This window comes from Eubacterium sp. 3_1_31, assembly GCF_964249515.1.
Classification (GTDB): Bacteria; Bacillota_I; Bacilli_A; order Erysipelotrichales; family Erysipelotrichaceae; genus Longicatena; species Longicatena caecimuris.
In genome coordinates this window covers 1-16,849 of the sequence record NZ_CAXUBY010000058.1, presented here as the reverse complement: position 1 = coordinate 16,849, position 16,849 = coordinate 1, and the positions used below count along the sequence as shown (strand labels likewise).

Below are 16,849 nucleotides of genomic sequence, written 5' to 3'. Positions count from 1 at the left end.
ATATAGCTTAATGAATTCCCAAGAAAGGAAGATATTATTTAATTACCTGTTTCTTGGGTAATTAAATAATACAAGAAAAAGGATATGAAAAAAGCATGGTTGGTATTTACCTGTCTGTTGCTTTGTATGATGACGACAATCCCTGTCTGTGCGCGAGCAGGTGGGGGTGGAAGCAGTGGCTCTGGAGGAGGCGGAGGTTCTTATGATGGGAGCCATACAAGCAGTAAATATAACAGCGAAGACAATGGTAACAGTTTTGGCGGTATACTTCATATCACCCTCATACTGTTACTTACTAGCGGAAGCTATCTTGTTTATCGCAGTAAAGTATTCAAGAAAAGCAGACAGAGCAAAAAGTTGTTAAAAGAAATAGATGATTTAGATGCTATTTGGGATGAAGACCATATTTATGAAAGAGTAGAAGAAATATTTTATGCTGTTCAAAATGCTTGGACAACAAAAAGCCTAGAAGAACTTCAACCATACTTAAGTGATGCTTTAATGGAGAATTGGAAAACAAAACTCGATTGGATGGATATTCGCAGGGAGCGGAATATCTTAGAAAATATTCAATTGTTATCGCGTTCCATTGTAGGTATCTATGATGACATAGATGATCGTAAAGATATGGTTTGGTTCTATATAGAAGGTAAGATGATTGATTATACGATTCATGAGGATGATGGCAGCTTGCTTGATGGTGATAAGCAAGCACATTCTTTTGTGGAATTCTGGAAGTTGATTCGCAAGGATGATGAATTTTATCTTGATGAGATACGTCAAAAAGCAGAAATGAATGTACAGGATTTTGTGAATTTCAGTGAGGAATTAGGAAATGAAAACAATGGAAATCGTATGCGGCATCCTTCACGATGAAGATGGCTATTTGATTGCACGCAGAGGAAAAGGGATACATGAAAATATCTGGGAGTTTCCCGGTGGCAAGGTAGAAAATGGCGAAACGAAGGAAGAAGCAATTTTACGTGAGTTAAAAGAAGAACTGAATCTAACCTGTCAGGTGGAAGGTTATTTGACAAGTATCGATGATGTGCGTGAAGATGTCGTGTTACATGTACATGCATATAGATGTAAGGTAATATGTGGAGAAATGAAGTTGCGCGTGCATCATGAGGTATGCAAAGTAAGGTTAGATGAAATTTATGCGTATCCATTCGAAAAAGCAGATGCCCCGATCTTAGAAGCTTTGCGAGTATATGAAGGGAAAAGTGAGGAAAGCTAGTGTGATGCAGAGGGTGCTTGTTCTATAAGGAAAATAAAAGAACTGTTGTGGCAGTTCTTTTATTTAACTAATGGATTTTATATAGAGAAGGACTAGCTTTAGCAAGGAATCTTGGACAAGCAGAAGCAATGCTTTTATCTTTCTTCATAGGATGAAGATACTGTTGTCTTTTTGCTTGTATTCTTTCGTTTTCTGTATTTTAGAAACTGTTCTAGTAACAACACTGCGGCTATGTAAATAAAAAGAGGGAATGCAATCCTATAGTTTAGATCCCATAAAGCATGGCAGAAAATAGCGAGCCATAAAGAATGTGTTCTTTCAAATAAACATATGAAAATAACGGAAATTAGAATGCTTAACACCACAAACCCAAAGATGTCATTTGTATGGCCGCTCATAAGCACAGGAAGGTGTGCAGCAGTAAATAAGATACAACTCATAAGCCCGGCAAAACCCTTACCGCGCTTTGTTTTAAAGGTTGTATACACAATACCGCGATACATGATTTCTTCCCATACCCCGGTCATAAGTAGATACTCGACAACGGTATAAATAAAGCTTGCAGAATCTATGGTTAGATCGCTTGCTAGCAGAAAATAGATAAATATAGAAACTGCGATATACACGATAAGTCCAATAATAGGGGGCCAGAGCATTTGTAAATTCAGCCATTGTTTCATTTCCTTACGATAACAAGTAAAAGCCAGTAAAAGAATAGGCAGATAAGAAATTAAAGAAATACCGAATGACACGAATAAAGATTGCGATGTGGTATTGATAAATAGATAACGGAAAGCGGTAAGCCAACCGATGTACATAAGACAAAAAATAAAGACACTCTTTTCTTTCTTCAAAATTTGTTTCATAATTCTGCCTCCTATATATAAAGAAGATCGTGATATAATAGTTATAGTGTATCATTAAAAAAAGAAAAGATAAAGCTAGCCAATAGTTTATGCAGCATCTAAATAATAAAACATCTCCTCCATATGCATTAGAATATAGTATAATATATATAATCATAGAAAAGAGGGAACCGTATGCAAAAAACATCTGAAACAAAGGTCTTGCGTGATCCGGTTCATGGCTATATTCATGTGGATCTACAAGTCGTATGGGATTGTATCAATGCCAGAGAAATGCAGCGCTTACGTCGCATTCATCAACTTGGCGGTGATTTTCAAGTTTATCATACTGCAGAACATTCCCGTTTTTCACACTCTTTGGGGGTATATGAAATCGTTCGAAGAATGGTGTATGAAATTGACAGCATTGCAGAATCTTTAAGTGAATATGGCAAAGCAGTTGTTATGCTGGCCGGTTTGTTGCATGATATCGGTCATGGCCCATTTTCTCATGCCTTTGAGGATATTTCTCCCCTTAAGCATGAGGAATATACGGTTAAGATCATTTTAGAAGACAGTGAAATTCATCGCATTTTAGCCAATTGTGATCCCGAATTACCGAATGATGTTGCCAGCATCATTCGGTATGAGAACCCCAAAGAATGTCTAAATCAAATTGTCAGTGGACAACTGGATGCGGATCGTATGGATTACTTATTACGAGATGCTTACTTTACAGGGACAAGCTATGGGAAATTTGATTTAGAGCGCATTCTTAGAACTATTCGTTTAAAGGATGAACGTATTGTAGTAAAACAAAGTGGCATCCACAGTGTGGAAGATTATATCATGGCACGTTATCATATGTATTGGCAAGTATATTTACATCCGGTGGCACGCAGTTATGAGGCATTATTATCAATCATGTTTCAAAGGATGAAGGATGTTGCTAAAAAAGATCCGGATGTTTTGCGTGAAGTTTCGATGTTTCATCCCTTTTTGTTTAAAAAAGAACCTGATATTGAAGATCTCTACCAGATGGATGAACCAGCTGCCTTTTATGGTTTTTCCCGTTTATTGTATTGCGGTGATGAAATTTTGTGTGACATTGCATATCGTATCTTGAATCGTAAATTATTCGCTTATAAAACAATTGAAAGTGAAAAGGATTATACAGCAATCTGTGATAAAGTAGCGGCAATGGGATATGATCCTACTTATTATGTATATCGCGATGCAGTATCTCAGCGCCCTTACTCACCTTATTCTATTCAGGATAATCCTCATAATATTTTAGTATTACAAGAAGATGGCAGTATTAAAGAATTGAGTGAAGCAAGTGAAATCGTCAAAGCTTTAACAAGAGCTGATTTAAAGGAAGAACACAAAATTTATTATCCGATTGAACATTTAGCCAATGAAGATGTTCGTATTAAGACGAAAACACACAAAGATTATAAGGAATCCACCATCTGGCAATTATCAGAATAAGGTGTGACTCTTACAAGATAACGGTTACAAATTTAGCAATTTTACGATTTTCTAGTGAATTCAGATAAGGGATATGGTACAATGAATAAACAGAAAACATGAATGGAGATGAATGCGATGCAACCATCTGAATTAGATATCCTGGAAATCATTTCATCTGTAGGACAGGCACGAAGTTTTTACATTGAGGCTATTCAGGAAGCAAAAAGTAAAAATTATGAGGGATGCAATGAGCTTGTGCGTAAAGGAAATGAAATGTATGCGAAAGGTCATCGGATTCATCAACTCATGATCCAAGAGGAAGCAGGGGGCAACCATGTAGAGGTAAATTTATTATTGACCCATGCGCAAGACCAGCTTATGAGTGCTGAGAGCTTTAAGATTCTCTGTGACGAATTTGTGGATACCTATCGTCGTCTCGATGAATTAGAAACACAAATCCATCGTTAAAGATAAATCGTTGGAAGCCTTGTTTAGAAGCTAGAATCATAAAAATATACAGAAGTAGATAGGCGTGCTGCTTCTGTTTTTTTATTCTTAATATTTATGGTACGGTTATCAAGTGTTTATGCCTTTTGCCTCACAAAAGGTTTTCAACAGCGTTCCCTCAACACTTGAGAAAGCGAAAGGTCTGTGTTAAAATGCTCTCAGGAAATAACAGGAGATATGTAATGAAGAAAAAAGCGCTATTTTTTGATTATGATGGTACACTCATTTCTGATGAAACACATACGATACCCAAGAGTGCACGCAAAGTATTGAATAAATTGAAAGATAAAGGATATTTATTGTTTTTGAACACGGGAAGAACAAAAGCAATCCTTGACCCAATCATATCTGAATTGGATTTTGACGGACAAATCTTAGGTTGCGGCAGTTATATCGAATACCATGATAAAGTGCTGTATGATGTGGATGTTGATAAGCAATTATATGAGGCAATCATCCAAAAGGTTGCTGCGTGTCATGTCGATGCCTTCTTTGAGGGAACGCATGCTTTATATATGACACATGGCATTCAATCACCTAGATTATTAAATTTGTTGGAGCGTTATCATGATGCCAATATGGTGATGAAGTCCGTAGATGATTTGGAAGATGATTTTGTGAAGATGTTTGTCAGTTATCAGGATTTGGATAAGGAACAGGAATTTCATGATTTTATCATCCAAAACTTTGAATATATTGACCGTGGGCAGCATTGTGCAGAGTTGATTTTAAAAGGTCATTCTAAGGCAACCGGGATTCAATTCATTATGGATAAGCTGAATATTGATATTGAAAACTGTTATGTGTTCGGTGATAGTAATAATGATTTAGCAATGTTTCGTTTTGTGGAAAACAGTGCTTTGTTAGGCAACGCCAATGAGCATCTCCATGAAGAAGTCATGCATGTATGCAGTGATGTAGATCATGATGGTTTAATGGAAGCTGTCAATGCTTTTCAATTATTATAAAGAGCAATCGTAAAGTGTCCTTTCAGTAGGGCGCTTTTTATATACGCAGATATTCAAATATGATATTCTTAAAAAGAAAAGATGGGTTTTATCACAATAAAAAGGGATTCTTGTTATCGTAAGGGTAGATATTCTTGCCATTTTTTATGGTATGGTGTTGGATAAGCAAATGCTTTATTGTTGGTAAAGAAGATTGCTTTATCGGCTTTTGCAGTGCAACTTATCCCCATAAAATGCAGGTTATAGAAAGTAGCTTGTCTTAAAGCGTGAATTCGTTAAACTAAAAGTGAAGAGAGGGAAAGATCATGAAAATAAGGTTGCTGTGTAGAAAAGAAACAGTGGAAAAAGTAAAGGCGGCTATCCAAAAGGGGGATGTACAATTTGATGATCATGCGAGTATGGTCTTATATGAAATTAACCATGAGTATGATTACCTGTTGGTAAAAGATGGCGAAGAGCATATGCGCTTGGCAGTGGATGAGATCCTGTATATTGAAAGTATTTCCCAGGAAATACTCGTCCATGCGAAAAGTGGCTGTTATCGTAGTAAGAATACGATGTATCAATTAGAAGCAGGCTTGTATGAAAAAGGTTTTCTGCGTGTTCATAAAGCGTATATCGTCAATAAAAAAGCAATTCGAAGGATTCGTACCAATCTTTATATGAAATTCACACTGGTGTTGGATAATCAAGAGGAAATTGAAGTATCACGAAGCTATTATTACCGTTTCAAAGAAGAGATGGGTTTCTAGGAGGCGAACAAGATGAAAGAACAATTACAAAAAATTTTTGCGCCGCAGAGTACAGAAGGGTTTCTATGCATGCTAGGTATTGTGATCTTACTGGGGGTATTGTTGTATGCAGGTTATCGAAAATTTTATGAAAAGCGAATCAATCAAGTGTTGACAGGGAAAAAGGTGCGTATTCTTTCTTTGGAAGCAATCATGATCCTATACTTTATCGCAAGCGTGATTAGCGTATTGGTGTATATGGGAAATGTCTATGCATTACCAAACCAGCAGATTGTAGAAGAAACGTGTAATGTAGAAAATGGCTATGTTGACTTTGGAAATACAAGAGAAGGTGTAGAGAAAAAGATTCGCGAGTTGCAGAAGCAAGCGAAAACCACTTTTATTCATCAAGAGAAAAAGAATAAAGATGGAACGATAAGCATGTATGCGGAGGCAGATGGGAAATCCTATATTTATGCTATCGTATATCCTTACACATATCCTTTAGAAAATCGTGAGTTCTTTCATATATCGGTAAATAATGCAGGTATAGGCGCTAGCTTTTATCAAGAAAGGGTAAAAAGTGAGAATGAGCTTATCGGAATGATCGTAGGACATCATAGAAAGAAAAATTGTCCGGTGGTTGAGTATGATTTGGAAATTTATAATTTTACCGAAGGTGAAAATAAGCATCCACTAGATATAAAACAGCATTTCCGTATTGAGAAAGGAGGCATTGAAACAAAATGAAAAAGAAAATAATCGTTGTTGTTGTATTGGTTATACTAGTACTTGGTGGTTATGCCGTTTGCAAGGCGACACAGAAAAAGGAAACCATGCTGCCTAAAATCAGTTACTATTATGAAATGGATAATGCACATTTCTGGCAAGTTGATTATCTCTATCAGGGAAGTGGGAAGTTTGTGGATATCCACGATTATCAGTGTGCTAAAAAGATGGATCCGCCTTATAAAATAATGCCTACTGAAATAATAAAAGATGATACTTGGCAAGAATTCTCTGTGATCATGCACCTGTTGGACAACAGTGAGCTTAGTTTTACGCAGCTGATTTATCAAGAAGGGGATAAGAAACATTCAGAAACGATCGGTGAGGTACACTTACAAAACCGCAAAGTAAAAACGTTTGATTTTGATGAAGGAGAATCTTTTGCTATGCGAGTTGATGGAAAACCGAAGGTGCTAGACCTTGAAATGCATGAGAAAACCAAAGGGAAACTACAGCGTATCGAATGTGTAAATCCACATGTTGGTGTACAATGGAAACAAGGAAAGCCAAATGTGGAAGATAAGAATATCAGTTATGAGTTAACCTTTCAAATAAAAGATAAAGGATATGACTACTATGCGACCAATCTTCGCTATTATTATGTACAAGATAGTAAAGAAGTCGTATACACCGGACAGGCAATCTTTTATCTAAAAGCGGATGGCAGTATCTTCCGTACGAATAATATCAGTGGTAGTGCATTTTTAGAAGATGAGGTGTCGCAATGACATCTTTTCTTTTATATGTTGAAGAAAAGCTAGTTAAGGTGAACTATGAAGGAAAAATAAGGGGGGATGCGAAAAATTGAAGAAGCGGGTTTTCCTACGGATGTAAAAAATCAATCGAAGTAAAAAAGGCAGCTATAATTAGGATTGTAAAAGTACATGAAATAAAGTAAAATAAATGTGGTAAAACCTTGTATAGTATCATAATTTGGTTGATAGTTTCTACCCGCTGACCTAATCGGTGGACTACAAGGAATCTTTTGACATGGTCATGAAGGTTTCTTGCGAACTTTTCATGTTTTTTTATTTTAGATAACAGAAAGGAAAAGAAAAATGAAGGTATTGGTAATTGGAAAGGGTGGAAGAGAGCATGCTCTTGCACTTGCAGCACATAAAAGTGCTTTGGTAGATGAAGTTTATGCTGCACCGGGAAATCCCGGCATGGCACAGTTTGCGACCTGTGTAGACATCAGTGACAGTGATGTGGAAGGTTTGGTTGCATTTGCGAAAAAAGAACAGATAGATTTGACAATCGTCGGACCTGAGGCTAGTCTATCCCTTGGTGTTGTCGATGCATTTCAACAGGCTGGCTTAAAGATTTTCGGACCTACGAAGGATGCGGCACAAATTGAGTCCAGCAAAGATTTCGCAAAGCAGATCATGGTGAAATACGATGTACCAACCGCTGCTTATGCAACCTTTGATAAGGAAGATGCTGCAGTTGCCTATGTAAAGGCACAAGGTGCTCCTATCGTTATTAAAGAAGATGGCTTAAAAGCCGGAAAAGGTGTTACCGTTGCTCAAAGTGAAGAAGAAGCGCTAGAGGCAATACATATTGCATTCGGCATTCCCGGTAATAAGGTTGTGATTGAGGAATGTCTGGTAGGCTTTGAGTTCTCTTTGATTTGCTTTGTATGTGATGATATCGTTGTGCCAATGCAGGTGGCTCAGGATCATAAATGTGCGTATGATGGAGATAAAGGTCCTAATACCGGAGGTATGGGCTGCTATTCACCGGTTAAGAAAATTACACCGGAAATCATTCAAGAGGCAATGGATACCATCATGGTGCCAATGGCCAAAGCAATGGTGAAAGAAGGCCATTCATTTACCGGTTTCTTATATGGCGGTTTAATGTTAACGGATAAAGGTATTAAGACCATTGAATTCAATGCCCGCTTCGGTGATCCGGAAGCAGAAGTAATTTTACCACGCTTAAAAAGTGATTTCGTTGATGTTATTTTGCGTGTGATGAATCATGAGGCTATGGAATTAACATGGGATGATAAGGTAACACTTGGTGTTGTCTTAGCAAGTGAAGGCTATCCTGCGGGAAGTACTAAGGATGCTGTGATTACAGGCTGTGATGAAGTAGATGCCCTTGTTTATCACATGGGAACGGCAAAGAAAGATGGTAAGTTAGTAACCGCCGGCGGACGTGTCATGATTGTTGTGGCACAGGAAGATACTTTACAAGCTGCATATGATAAAGCTTATCATGAGGTAGCAAAAATTCAGTGTGAGAAGTTGTTCCATCGCCATGATATTGGCAAAAAAGATATGTAATTGATTACGATCAGAAGGAGGAACGTCATGTTTAAAACAGATTTGGAAATTGCACAAGAATGCACATTGGAGCATATTCGCGATGTAGCGGCTAAAATTGGTGTTGAGGAAAGTGACTTGGAATACTATGGCAATTATAAGGCAAAAGTATCCCTGGATTTATTAAACCGCAATCAGGATAAAGCGGATGGTAAACTGATTCTGGTGACTGCCATCAATCCAACAAAAGCCGGTGAAGGAAAATCAACGACAACGGTTGGATTGGGAGATGCCTTAAACCGTATTGGAAAAAAGACGATGATTGCTTTACGTGAACCATCTTTAGGACCGGTCTTTGGTTTGAAAGGTGGGGCAGCCGGAGGCGGCTATGCGCAAGTTGTGCCAATGGAAGATATCAATCTGCATTTCACCGGTGACATGCATGCCATCACAACGGCCAATAATTTAATCAGTGCTTGTTTAGACAATCATATTCATCAGGGCAATGAACTGGATATTGACATTGAACATGTAACTTGGAAACGCTGTCTGGATATGAATGATCGCACGCTGCGTAATATCAATATCGGACAAGGCGCAAAAGCCAATGGTGTAGAGCGTAAGGATGGCTTTAACATCACGGTCGCATCCGAAGTTATGGCGGTGTTATGCTTAGCTACATCCCTCATGGATCTAAAAGAGCGTTTGGGTCGTATGTTGGTTGCTTATAATACGAAAAAGGAACCTATTTATGTAAAGGACTTAGGCATTGAAGGTGCTTTGGCTATGGTGTTAAAGGATGCCATCAAACCAAATATGGTGCAGACATTGGAACACAATCCGGTTTTGATTCATGGCGGTCCTTTTGCGAATATCGCTCATGGATGTAACTCTATTTTGGCAACTAAGACTTGTCTTAAACTGGCAGATTATACGGTTACGGAAGCTGGTTTTGGCGCAGATTTAGGAGCTGAAAAATTCTTAGATATCAAATGTCGCTTTGGTGGCTTAAAACCAAATGCAGTGGTTATCGTGGCAACGATTCGTGCTTTGAAGCAGCATGGAAATGTTGCTTATGAAGATTTAAAGGAAGAAAATGTCGAAGCTATGTTAGCCGGTTGTGCAAACTTAGCAAAACACATTGATACCGTAAAACAATTCGGTCTTCCTTATATCGTAGCGATTAACGAATTCGCAACCGATACACCAAAAGAAGTAGAAGCTCTAGAAAACTGGTGTAAAGAGCATCAACATCCAATGTCTTTATCTCAGGTATGGGCAAAAGGTGGCGAAGGAGCCATTGATTTAGCACAGCAGCTAGTTGCTTTATGTGATCAAGAGAATGCTTATGCGCCTTTATATGCTGTAGAAGACAGCATTGAAGATAAGATTCAGGCAATTGCAACGAAGGTATATGGCGCTGATGGTGTTGATTTTACCGAAGAGGCCAAAGCTCAGATTGCTCTGTATAATGCACTTGGCTGGAATAAGATGCCAATCTGTATGGCCAAAACACAGATGTCTTTAAGCGATGATGCGAAGGTTTATGGTGCACCAAAAGGTTTCCGTATTACGGTACGTGAATTAAATCCATCTTTAGGTGCCGGCTTTATTGTCGCATTGACCGGGAAAGTTTTGACCATGCCGGGTTTACCAAAACATCCGGCTGCCTTAGATATGGACATCAATGAAGAAGGACATATCGTAGGTTTATTCTAATAGAAACAAGTTAAACGATATAGTGATTGAAAAAGAAGAAATCCTATCCTTGTGTAAGTGATATTAGATTTCTTCTTTTATGTTGCTTCTTTGTTTTGTACCATAATGTCTAAAAGTGTATATCATAAAAGATTAAGGGCATGACTTTCTTCTTTTATATAATGCTGTTTTGACTATTGGTATGCAATAATTCCTACTGTATTTTTATCATATCTTATATTTTTAGAAAGACTATTGTATTCGATAGGGGAAAAATAAAAGGTTTGCTTCTTTCAAGACAGCAAACCTTACGATAGTTCAAGAGTGATTTAATTAACGATGATATAATTTTTTGGTCTGATACTGATCCTCGCAAGTCAGATTGACCTTTAACTTACGGAAGGTTCCCGCATCTACTTGTGATAGAATAACAGTACTATGGGCTTCACAATTCTTTAATTTATCAAGCTGCTGCAATGCCAAATGTGATACCGGATTGGTCGTAGCACTGATGGCAAGGGCGATTAGAACTTCATCGGTATGTAAACGAGGATTGTGATTGCCTAATGACCCCACTTTTAATTTTTGGATTGGTTCAATGATATTCGGTGATATTAAAGGAATGATATCATTGATATTGCCTAATTTCTTTAAGGCATTTAATAATGCTGCCGAACTGGCACCTAATAAAGATGTTGTTTTTCCTGTGACAATGGTGCCATCCGGTAATTCAATGGCAACAGCCGGTGCATTTGTCTCTTCCGCTTTGGTAAGTGCCGGTTTTACACAAGCACGTTCTTCCGGTATGATATTTGCCTGAGACATGATAATTTCTATTTTTTTGATTGTGTCTTCATTGGTATGTCCTTTTTTGAAGTCTACCTTCGCTTTATAGTAACGGCGAATAATTTCCTCAGTACTTGCTTTGCGTGCTGCTTCATCATCGCATATGCAATAACCAACCATGTTAACCCCCATATCCGTTGGTGATTTATAAGGGCTTACGCCTAGAATCTTTTCAAACATCGTATTTAAAACAGGGAATATTTCTACATCACGATTATAATTTACCGTTGTTTCACCATAAGCCTCTAAATGGAAAGGATCAATCATATTAATATCATTTAAATCAGCTGTCGCAGCTTCATAAGCAAGATTTACCGGATGTTTTAGAGGAAGATTCCAGATAGGGAAAGTCTCAAATTTCGCATAACCGGCTTTTACACCACGCTTATGTTCGTGGTAAAGCTGTGACAAACAGGTAGCCATCTTACCGGAACCCGGACCCGGAGCTGTCACCACGATTAATGGTTTCGTGGTTTCTATGTATTCATTCTTTCCATAACCTTCATCAGAAACAATCAGCGGAATGTTGTTAGGATAACCGGCAATCTGATAATGCAGGAAAACACGAATACCTAAATGTTCCAGGTGTTTTTTAAATGTATCAGCGGATGCCTGGTTCGCATATTGCGTAATGACGACACTACCTACAAATAAACCGGTATCACGGAAGGCATCAATCAAACGCAGTACTTCTACATCATAGGTGATTCCCATGTCGCTGCGAATTTTATTTTTCTCTATATCACTTGCGCAAACAGCGATAACAATTTCTACTTCTTCTTTCAGTTCTAACAACATTTTTAATTTACTATCTGGCTGAAATCCCGGAAGGACACGTGCAGCATGATGATCATCGAACAGCTTGCCGCCGAATTCCAGATATAGCTTATTGTCAAATTTAGAAATTCTATCTAAGATATGCTTTGATTGCAGTTTTAGATATTTGTCGTTATCAAAAGCGATTTCTTTCATCGTTCCACTCTCCTTTAAATCGTTTAAATCACTAAGTCTTATTATAGCAAAATAATTATATATTTACTAATTAAAATAGCAAGAAATAAGAAAATTCTAACAAAGGATTTTAGATGGGAAGAACTAGGCGAATAGGATGGGTTTATATAATTTCAATATGTTTGCGAAAGATTGTGATGAATACTCCTTTTGCATGCAATATTTAAAAAAGAAAGCAGGCAGGGTAAGGATAATTAAAATAGGAACAGGCTATTCGCAAACAAAGATATTATGCTGTTACAGGGTATCTTTTCATAGTGTATTTGAAAAGTCAATTAGTGTATACTTTATGGACCGTTTCTACAGTATGATTGATGATGATATTCATGAATACAATAATTGCCATTCGTTTTAACTTATCCGATGTGAAAAAGGTGTTTACTACTTATATGTCCAATGGCTATGTAAGATATTTCTTAGGAAAGCATGAGTACATGAAATCAAGCGAGAAAGCAAAAAGAGTTATATTTAAGGATGTATAACAATATATGGAAAATCGCTTTTCTTTAAAAAGCTATGTTATAATTATGTATAGGCAATTACCGCTTTTCATTGTGCTTCATAGGGAAATGTGAATTTGTCTATTTTCTCATAGCTATACGGGATAAAATGTTTTATAATAAGAATGCACTTTTTTACACGCAACTATCACGAGTGATAGATTTCATAATAAAATAGTAATACTGGAAGGAGATAAACATGGAAGAAGTTATCAAAATAGAAGGTGGACATAAATTGAATGGTACCGTGCGCATCAGCGGATCAAAAAATGCGACGGTAGCACTTATACCAGCAGCAATATTAGCAAACGGACCGGTTACGATATGTGGGGTACCAAGCATATCCGATGTAGAATCTTTATCTGTACTCCTTCGTGATCTTGGGGTTGTTGTCGATATACGTTCCTCTGACAGCATTGTCATTGATCCGACACAGATGGAAAATAAACCTTTGATCCATGAAGCGGTAAATAAATTAAGAGCATCCTATTATTTTATGGGGGCATTATTAGGTAAATATGGCCATGCGGAAATTCGGATGCCCGGAGGTTGTTATTTAGGTCCTCGCCCGATTGATTTACATTTAAAAGGATTTGAAGCATTAGGAGCGACCATTCATTATGACCATGGAGCATATATCTTAGATGCACCACAATTGATCGGAAATAAAATTTTCTTGGATATTGCCAGTGTCGGGGCTACGATCAATATCATGATGGCTGCTGTTCATGCACAAGGCAGAACAACCATCGAAAATGCCGCAAAAGAACCTGAGATCATTGATGTGGCTACTTTATTAAATAAGATGGGTGCAAAGATACGTGGAGCAGGAACGAATGTCATCACGATTGATGGTGTTGAGGCATTAGGCGGCTGTTTCCATGAAATTATACCTGATCGTATTGAAGCAGCGACATATATCGTATTAGCAGCAGCAGCGGCTGATGAGGTTGTTGTGGAAAACGTCATTCCACAGCATTTAGAGTCCTTATTAAGCAAGCTGCATGAAATCGGTGTTGATATTAAGGTAGATGTAGATCGCCTGATTATAAAAGGAAATACGGGAAATTTAAAAGCAACAGATATCAAAACACTCCCATATCCTGGCTTTGCGACAGATATCCAGCAACCGTTAACGGCATTACTGACACAAGCACATGGACAGTCTATTGTGACGGAAACAATCTATACAGAGCGTTTTAAACATTGTCAGGAGTTAGCAAAGATGGGGGCTAATATTAATGTGATGATACCAAGCTCATTCATCAATGGACCGACACCATTATCCGGTGCTGAAGTGTCTGCAACCGATTTGCGTTGTGGAGCATGCCTTGTCATTGCCGGATTGATTGCAGAAGGAACGACAACCATTCGTAATATTTATCATATTGAAAGAGGTTATGAACACATTGATGAAAAACTGAGTGCTTTAGGTGCTAAGATTTGGAGAGAAACGATAGAGTAAAATAGAGCAGGTAAAAGCCTGCTTTTCTAATAGCGAAAGAGTCGCTTTATTTCGAACCTTCCTAAGCAGGAGAGGAAAAAAGGAGTATAATGAAGATGACGATATGTCAAAGGAGGAGCATTGAAATGAAGCGATTAATCGTTAATGCCGATGATTTCGGTTTCGATGAGGCAGTAAACTATGGCATCCTGAAAGGCTATCAGGAAGGCATCGTTACATCAACATCTATGATGGCAAATATGCCCGGATTTGCGCATGCTGTCACATTGGCAAAGCAGCATCGCGATTTAGGCATCGGTGTCCATTTAACCTTGACCTGTTATTATCCATTAGGTAAGGGGTATAAGAGCTTAACAAGAAGGGATGGTTCTTTTAAAAAGCAAGGGGATATCAATGAATTTGACGAAGAGGAAATGTATGAAGAACTAAAGCTCCAAATTGAAAAAGTGTTTGCGTCCGGTTTGCATCCTGATCATTTAGATTCTCATCATCATATCCATACCTTTCCTCATGTACAAGGAGTATTCGAGCGGCTGCAAAAGGAATATGATCTGCCGGTGCGCGGTGGGTTTCAATACGAAACAATGATGCCACATGCACTCTTACTTGATCAGTTTTATGCAGATGGTGCAACAATCTCAAATTTGAAACAAATTGTGGATTCTTTAGAGGAAGCAAACTGCTATGATTTAATGTGTCATCCGGCTTATCTCGATATGTTTTTACAACAAACAACTTCCTATAATATACAACGTATAAATGAATTGGATATATTATGCAACAAAGATTTAAACGAGTATTTACAAGCAAAAGGAATACAACGATTGCGTTATAGTGATTTATAAGAAAAGATGAGGTGAGGGTCATGTTAAGGGTGGCAATTTTAGAAAGTGAAGAAATGGTAAAAAATATCTTATTTATTTTAGGAGATATTTTAAAGGATGAAGATTGGACCTTTCAGTATTTCGCAAAGTTGTCACAATTTGTGAAAGCCCAACAGCAGAAAGAATATCAGATTCTTATTCTTCAAGATAAATTTGACACGCAAAGAATTGCCGGCACCTTTATTCAACCTTATCCGGAACGTGTTGTCATATTTACAACGTTAGAAGAAAAACGCTATGAGCATGAAGTTGGCAACTTTGAACGTATTTTATATATCGATCGTAGACGGTTACGACATGAATTTCAGCGTATTGATCCTTTTGTGCGAAATTTATTGGCCAATCAGGAAGAATATTTCTTCTCTTATAACCATATCAGTGTACCTTTGAAAATCAGTGATATTTATTACATTGAAAAAGATAATAAAAACCTTGTTTATCATACAAAACGAGGAGAATTCAGTGAACGCAAGAGTATTAAAGATGCTGAAAAGTATTTTGAAAAATATCACTTTTTACGGATTCATTCCAGTTTTTTGGTTAATTTGCAATATGTAACACGATTTGAAACAGAAAGTGTATTTTTGCAGAAAATAGAATTACCTTTTGCAAGAGCTAGACGACCGGAAGTCATTGCCAAAGTAAGAGATTTCACTAAGCATACATAAAGTAACAGATTATTCCAAAAAAACGCCAGATTTTCCACTTCTCTTTACATAACCAGATTGACGAATATAATGAAAGTGTAAAGAAAAAGAAAACAAAAGAAAGCGGTGAGAAGATGGGAACGTTTGATCGTTGAATTATGGAACTTGTCCAAGGCTGATGCGTGAAAGGGTATCTTGTAGAGGTATTCCATCAGAGGAAAGTTATTTCAATATCATAATCTCAACATAATTTAGGAAAATACGGTGAGGATCATCGGAAGTTAAAGCCTGAAGAAGTACTGGTGACAGCAGACAAGGTATCAGGAAACGATAACAGTGATGTTATCACTCATAGGGATATGAGGAAACTCCATAGTATTGTTCCATTAGGATTATAGAATTTATCAAGAAACTACTTCGTAATAACAATATATGTATAAGGGTGGTGAGAAGATAAATTATATAAATCATGTTAAGATAATTTCGTTGTAAAGAGAACCGTAAGAAAGTGTTTCACATATTGGTTGTGTAAATAGTAGTAATTACGTAAGTGTATCAAACAATGAAAGGGTAACATGATATTCACAAACGTTAAGTATACTGATGAGATTTGAGCAGCGTCATTGGAATTCAAGCAAAGTCAGGAGAAATCAAAAGCGTAAGTGAAAATGTGAAACATAGGCAATAAGAATGCAGTAAGGTGAAATAACTGCGCTAGATAAGGAAATAGGAAAAGACCTATGTGGACATAATGAAACAGATACGTAGCGCTATTCTTGATTGATGTATTGTAATTTGATGGAAATCGCGAAGTAAAAAGATGAATATCTTATACAAAGACATGAAAGAGAATGGTCGTGATAAACATACAAATAAATAGTAGAGCCTTCTATACAAGGGGGCTCTAAATTAACGTAGGGTTTAAAGAAAAAACGCTCTAAATTATCATAGGGTTTTCCTATGAAGAAGGTAGGC

16 protein-coding genes and 1 riboswitch are annotated in these 16,849 nt (G+C 37.3%); of the genes, 14 read left to right on the top strand and 2 right to left on the bottom strand.

Annotation, left to right across the window (positions count from 1 at the left end; genetic code table 11):
• Positions 1 to 84 precede the first annotated feature (84 nt).
• Positions 85 to 876, top strand: coding sequence for a Tim44 domain-containing protein (locus ACESSZ_RS15100; protein WP_008691145.1), 792 nt, complete (start codon positions 85 to 87; stop codon positions 874 to 876).
• Entirely contained in the window at positions 836 to 1,240 is a 405-nt protein-coding gene (locus ACESSZ_RS15095; protein WP_008691146.1) for a (deoxy)nucleoside triphosphate pyrophosphohydrolase, read from the top strand. Before ACESSZ_RS15100 ends, ACESSZ_RS15095 begins: the two co-directional genes overlap by 41 nt.
• 134 nt (positions 1,241 to 1,374) lie before the next feature.
• On the opposite strand, the gene ACESSZ_RS15090 is transcribed toward ACESSZ_RS15095, so the two are convergent.
• Entirely contained in the window at positions 1,375 to 2,106 is a 732-nt protein-coding gene (locus ACESSZ_RS15090) for a CPBP family intramembrane glutamic endopeptidase (protein WP_008691147.1), read from the bottom strand.
• 174 nt (positions 2,107 to 2,280) lie between these two features.
• Here ACESSZ_RS15090 and ACESSZ_RS15085 point away from each other — a divergent pair, with 174 nt between their 5' ends.
• The 8 genes from ACESSZ_RS15085 (at position 2,281) to ACESSZ_RS15050 (ending at position 10,542) form a co-directional block, all read left to right on the top strand.
• Entirely contained in the window at positions 2,281 to 3,576 is a 1,296-nt protein-coding gene (locus ACESSZ_RS15085; RefSeq protein ID WP_008691148.1) for an HD domain-containing protein, read from the top strand.
• Positions 3,577 to 3,693: 117 nt separating this feature from the next.
• A complete protein-coding gene (locus ACESSZ_RS15080; protein ID WP_008691149.1) occupies positions 3,694 to 4,026 on the top strand; it encodes a PTS sugar transporter subunit IIA in 333 nt (110 codons plus the stop codon).
• Positions 4,027 to 4,247: 221 nt separating this feature from the next.
• Entirely contained in the window at positions 4,248 to 5,033 is a 786-nt protein-coding gene (locus tag ACESSZ_RS15075; RefSeq protein ID WP_008691150.1) for a Cof-type HAD-IIB family hydrolase, read from the top strand.
• A 305-nt stretch (positions 5,034 to 5,338) separates the two neighbouring features.
• Positions 5,339 to 5,785 (top strand): LytR/AlgR family response regulator transcription factor, encoded by a 447-nt coding sequence (locus ACESSZ_RS15070; RefSeq protein ID WP_008691152.1) that lies wholly within the window; start codon positions 5,339 to 5,341, stop codon positions 5,783 to 5,785.
• A 12-nt stretch (positions 5,786 to 5,797) separates the two neighbouring features.
• Positions 5,798 to 6,514, top strand: a complete 717-nt coding sequence (locus ACESSZ_RS15065) for a hypothetical protein (RefSeq protein ID WP_008691154.1) — start codon at positions 5,798 to 5,800, stop codon at positions 6,512 to 6,514.
• Complete coding sequence (locus ACESSZ_RS15060) at positions 6,511 to 7,281, top strand: hypothetical protein (RefSeq protein ID WP_008691156.1); 771 nt, start codon at positions 6,511 to 6,513, stop codon at positions 7,279 to 7,281. The genes ACESSZ_RS15065 and ACESSZ_RS15060 overlap by 4 nt, the downstream gene beginning before the upstream one ends.
• A gap of 168 nt (positions 7,282 to 7,449) precedes the next feature.
• A riboswitch (purine riboswitch) is annotated at positions 7,450 to 7,547 on the top strand.
• A gap of 64 nt (positions 7,548 to 7,611) precedes the next feature.
• Positions 7,612 to 8,844, top strand: a complete 1,233-nt coding sequence (gene purD / locus ACESSZ_RS15055) for a phosphoribosylamine--glycine ligase (protein WP_008691158.1) — start codon at positions 7,612 to 7,614, stop codon at positions 8,842 to 8,844.
• Between the two features lie 27 nt (positions 8,845 to 8,871).
• Positions 8,872 to 10,542, top strand: a complete 1,671-nt coding sequence (locus ACESSZ_RS15050) for a formate--tetrahydrofolate ligase (RefSeq protein ID WP_008691160.1) — start codon at positions 8,872 to 8,874, stop codon at positions 10,540 to 10,542.
• Between the two features lie 312 nt (positions 10,543 to 10,854).
• On the opposite strand, the gene ACESSZ_RS15045 is transcribed toward ACESSZ_RS15050, so the two are convergent.
• The gene (locus tag ACESSZ_RS15045) at positions 10,855 to 12,339 is read right to left on the bottom strand and encodes a DUF1846 domain-containing protein (protein WP_008691162.1); all 1,485 of its coding nucleotides are present in this window, start codon (positions 12,337 to 12,339) and stop codon (positions 10,855 to 10,857) included.
• 365 nt (positions 12,340 to 12,704) lie between these two features.
• Between ACESSZ_RS15045 and ACESSZ_RS15040 the strand changes: the two genes are divergently transcribed.
• From ACESSZ_RS15040 to ACESSZ_RS15025, 4 genes are all read left to right on the top strand, one after another.
• The gene (locus ACESSZ_RS15040; protein WP_155949110.1) at positions 12,705 to 12,860 is read left to right on the top strand and encodes a hypothetical protein; all 156 of its coding nucleotides are present in this window, start codon (positions 12,705 to 12,707) and stop codon (positions 12,858 to 12,860) included.
• Positions 12,861 to 13,077: 217 nt separating this feature from the next.
• Positions 13,078 to 14,343, top strand: a complete 1,266-nt coding sequence (gene murA, locus ACESSZ_RS15035; protein WP_008691173.1) for a UDP-N-acetylglucosamine 1-carboxyvinyltransferase — start codon at positions 13,078 to 13,080, stop codon at positions 14,341 to 14,343.
• A gap of 125 nt (positions 14,344 to 14,468) precedes the next feature.
• Positions 14,469 to 15,188 carry a chitin disaccharide deacetylase gene (gene chbG, locus ACESSZ_RS15030; RefSeq protein WP_008691174.1) on the top strand — a complete coding sequence of 240 codons (720 nt, stop codon included), beginning with the start codon at positions 14,469 to 14,471 and terminating at the stop codon, positions 15,186 to 15,188.
• A gap of 20 nt (positions 15,189 to 15,208) precedes the next feature.
• Positions 15,209 to 15,895, top strand: coding sequence for a LytR/AlgR family response regulator transcription factor (locus ACESSZ_RS15025; RefSeq protein WP_008691175.1), 687 nt, complete (start codon positions 15,209 to 15,211; stop codon positions 15,893 to 15,895).
• Positions 15,896 to 16,849: the final 954 nt, after the last annotated feature.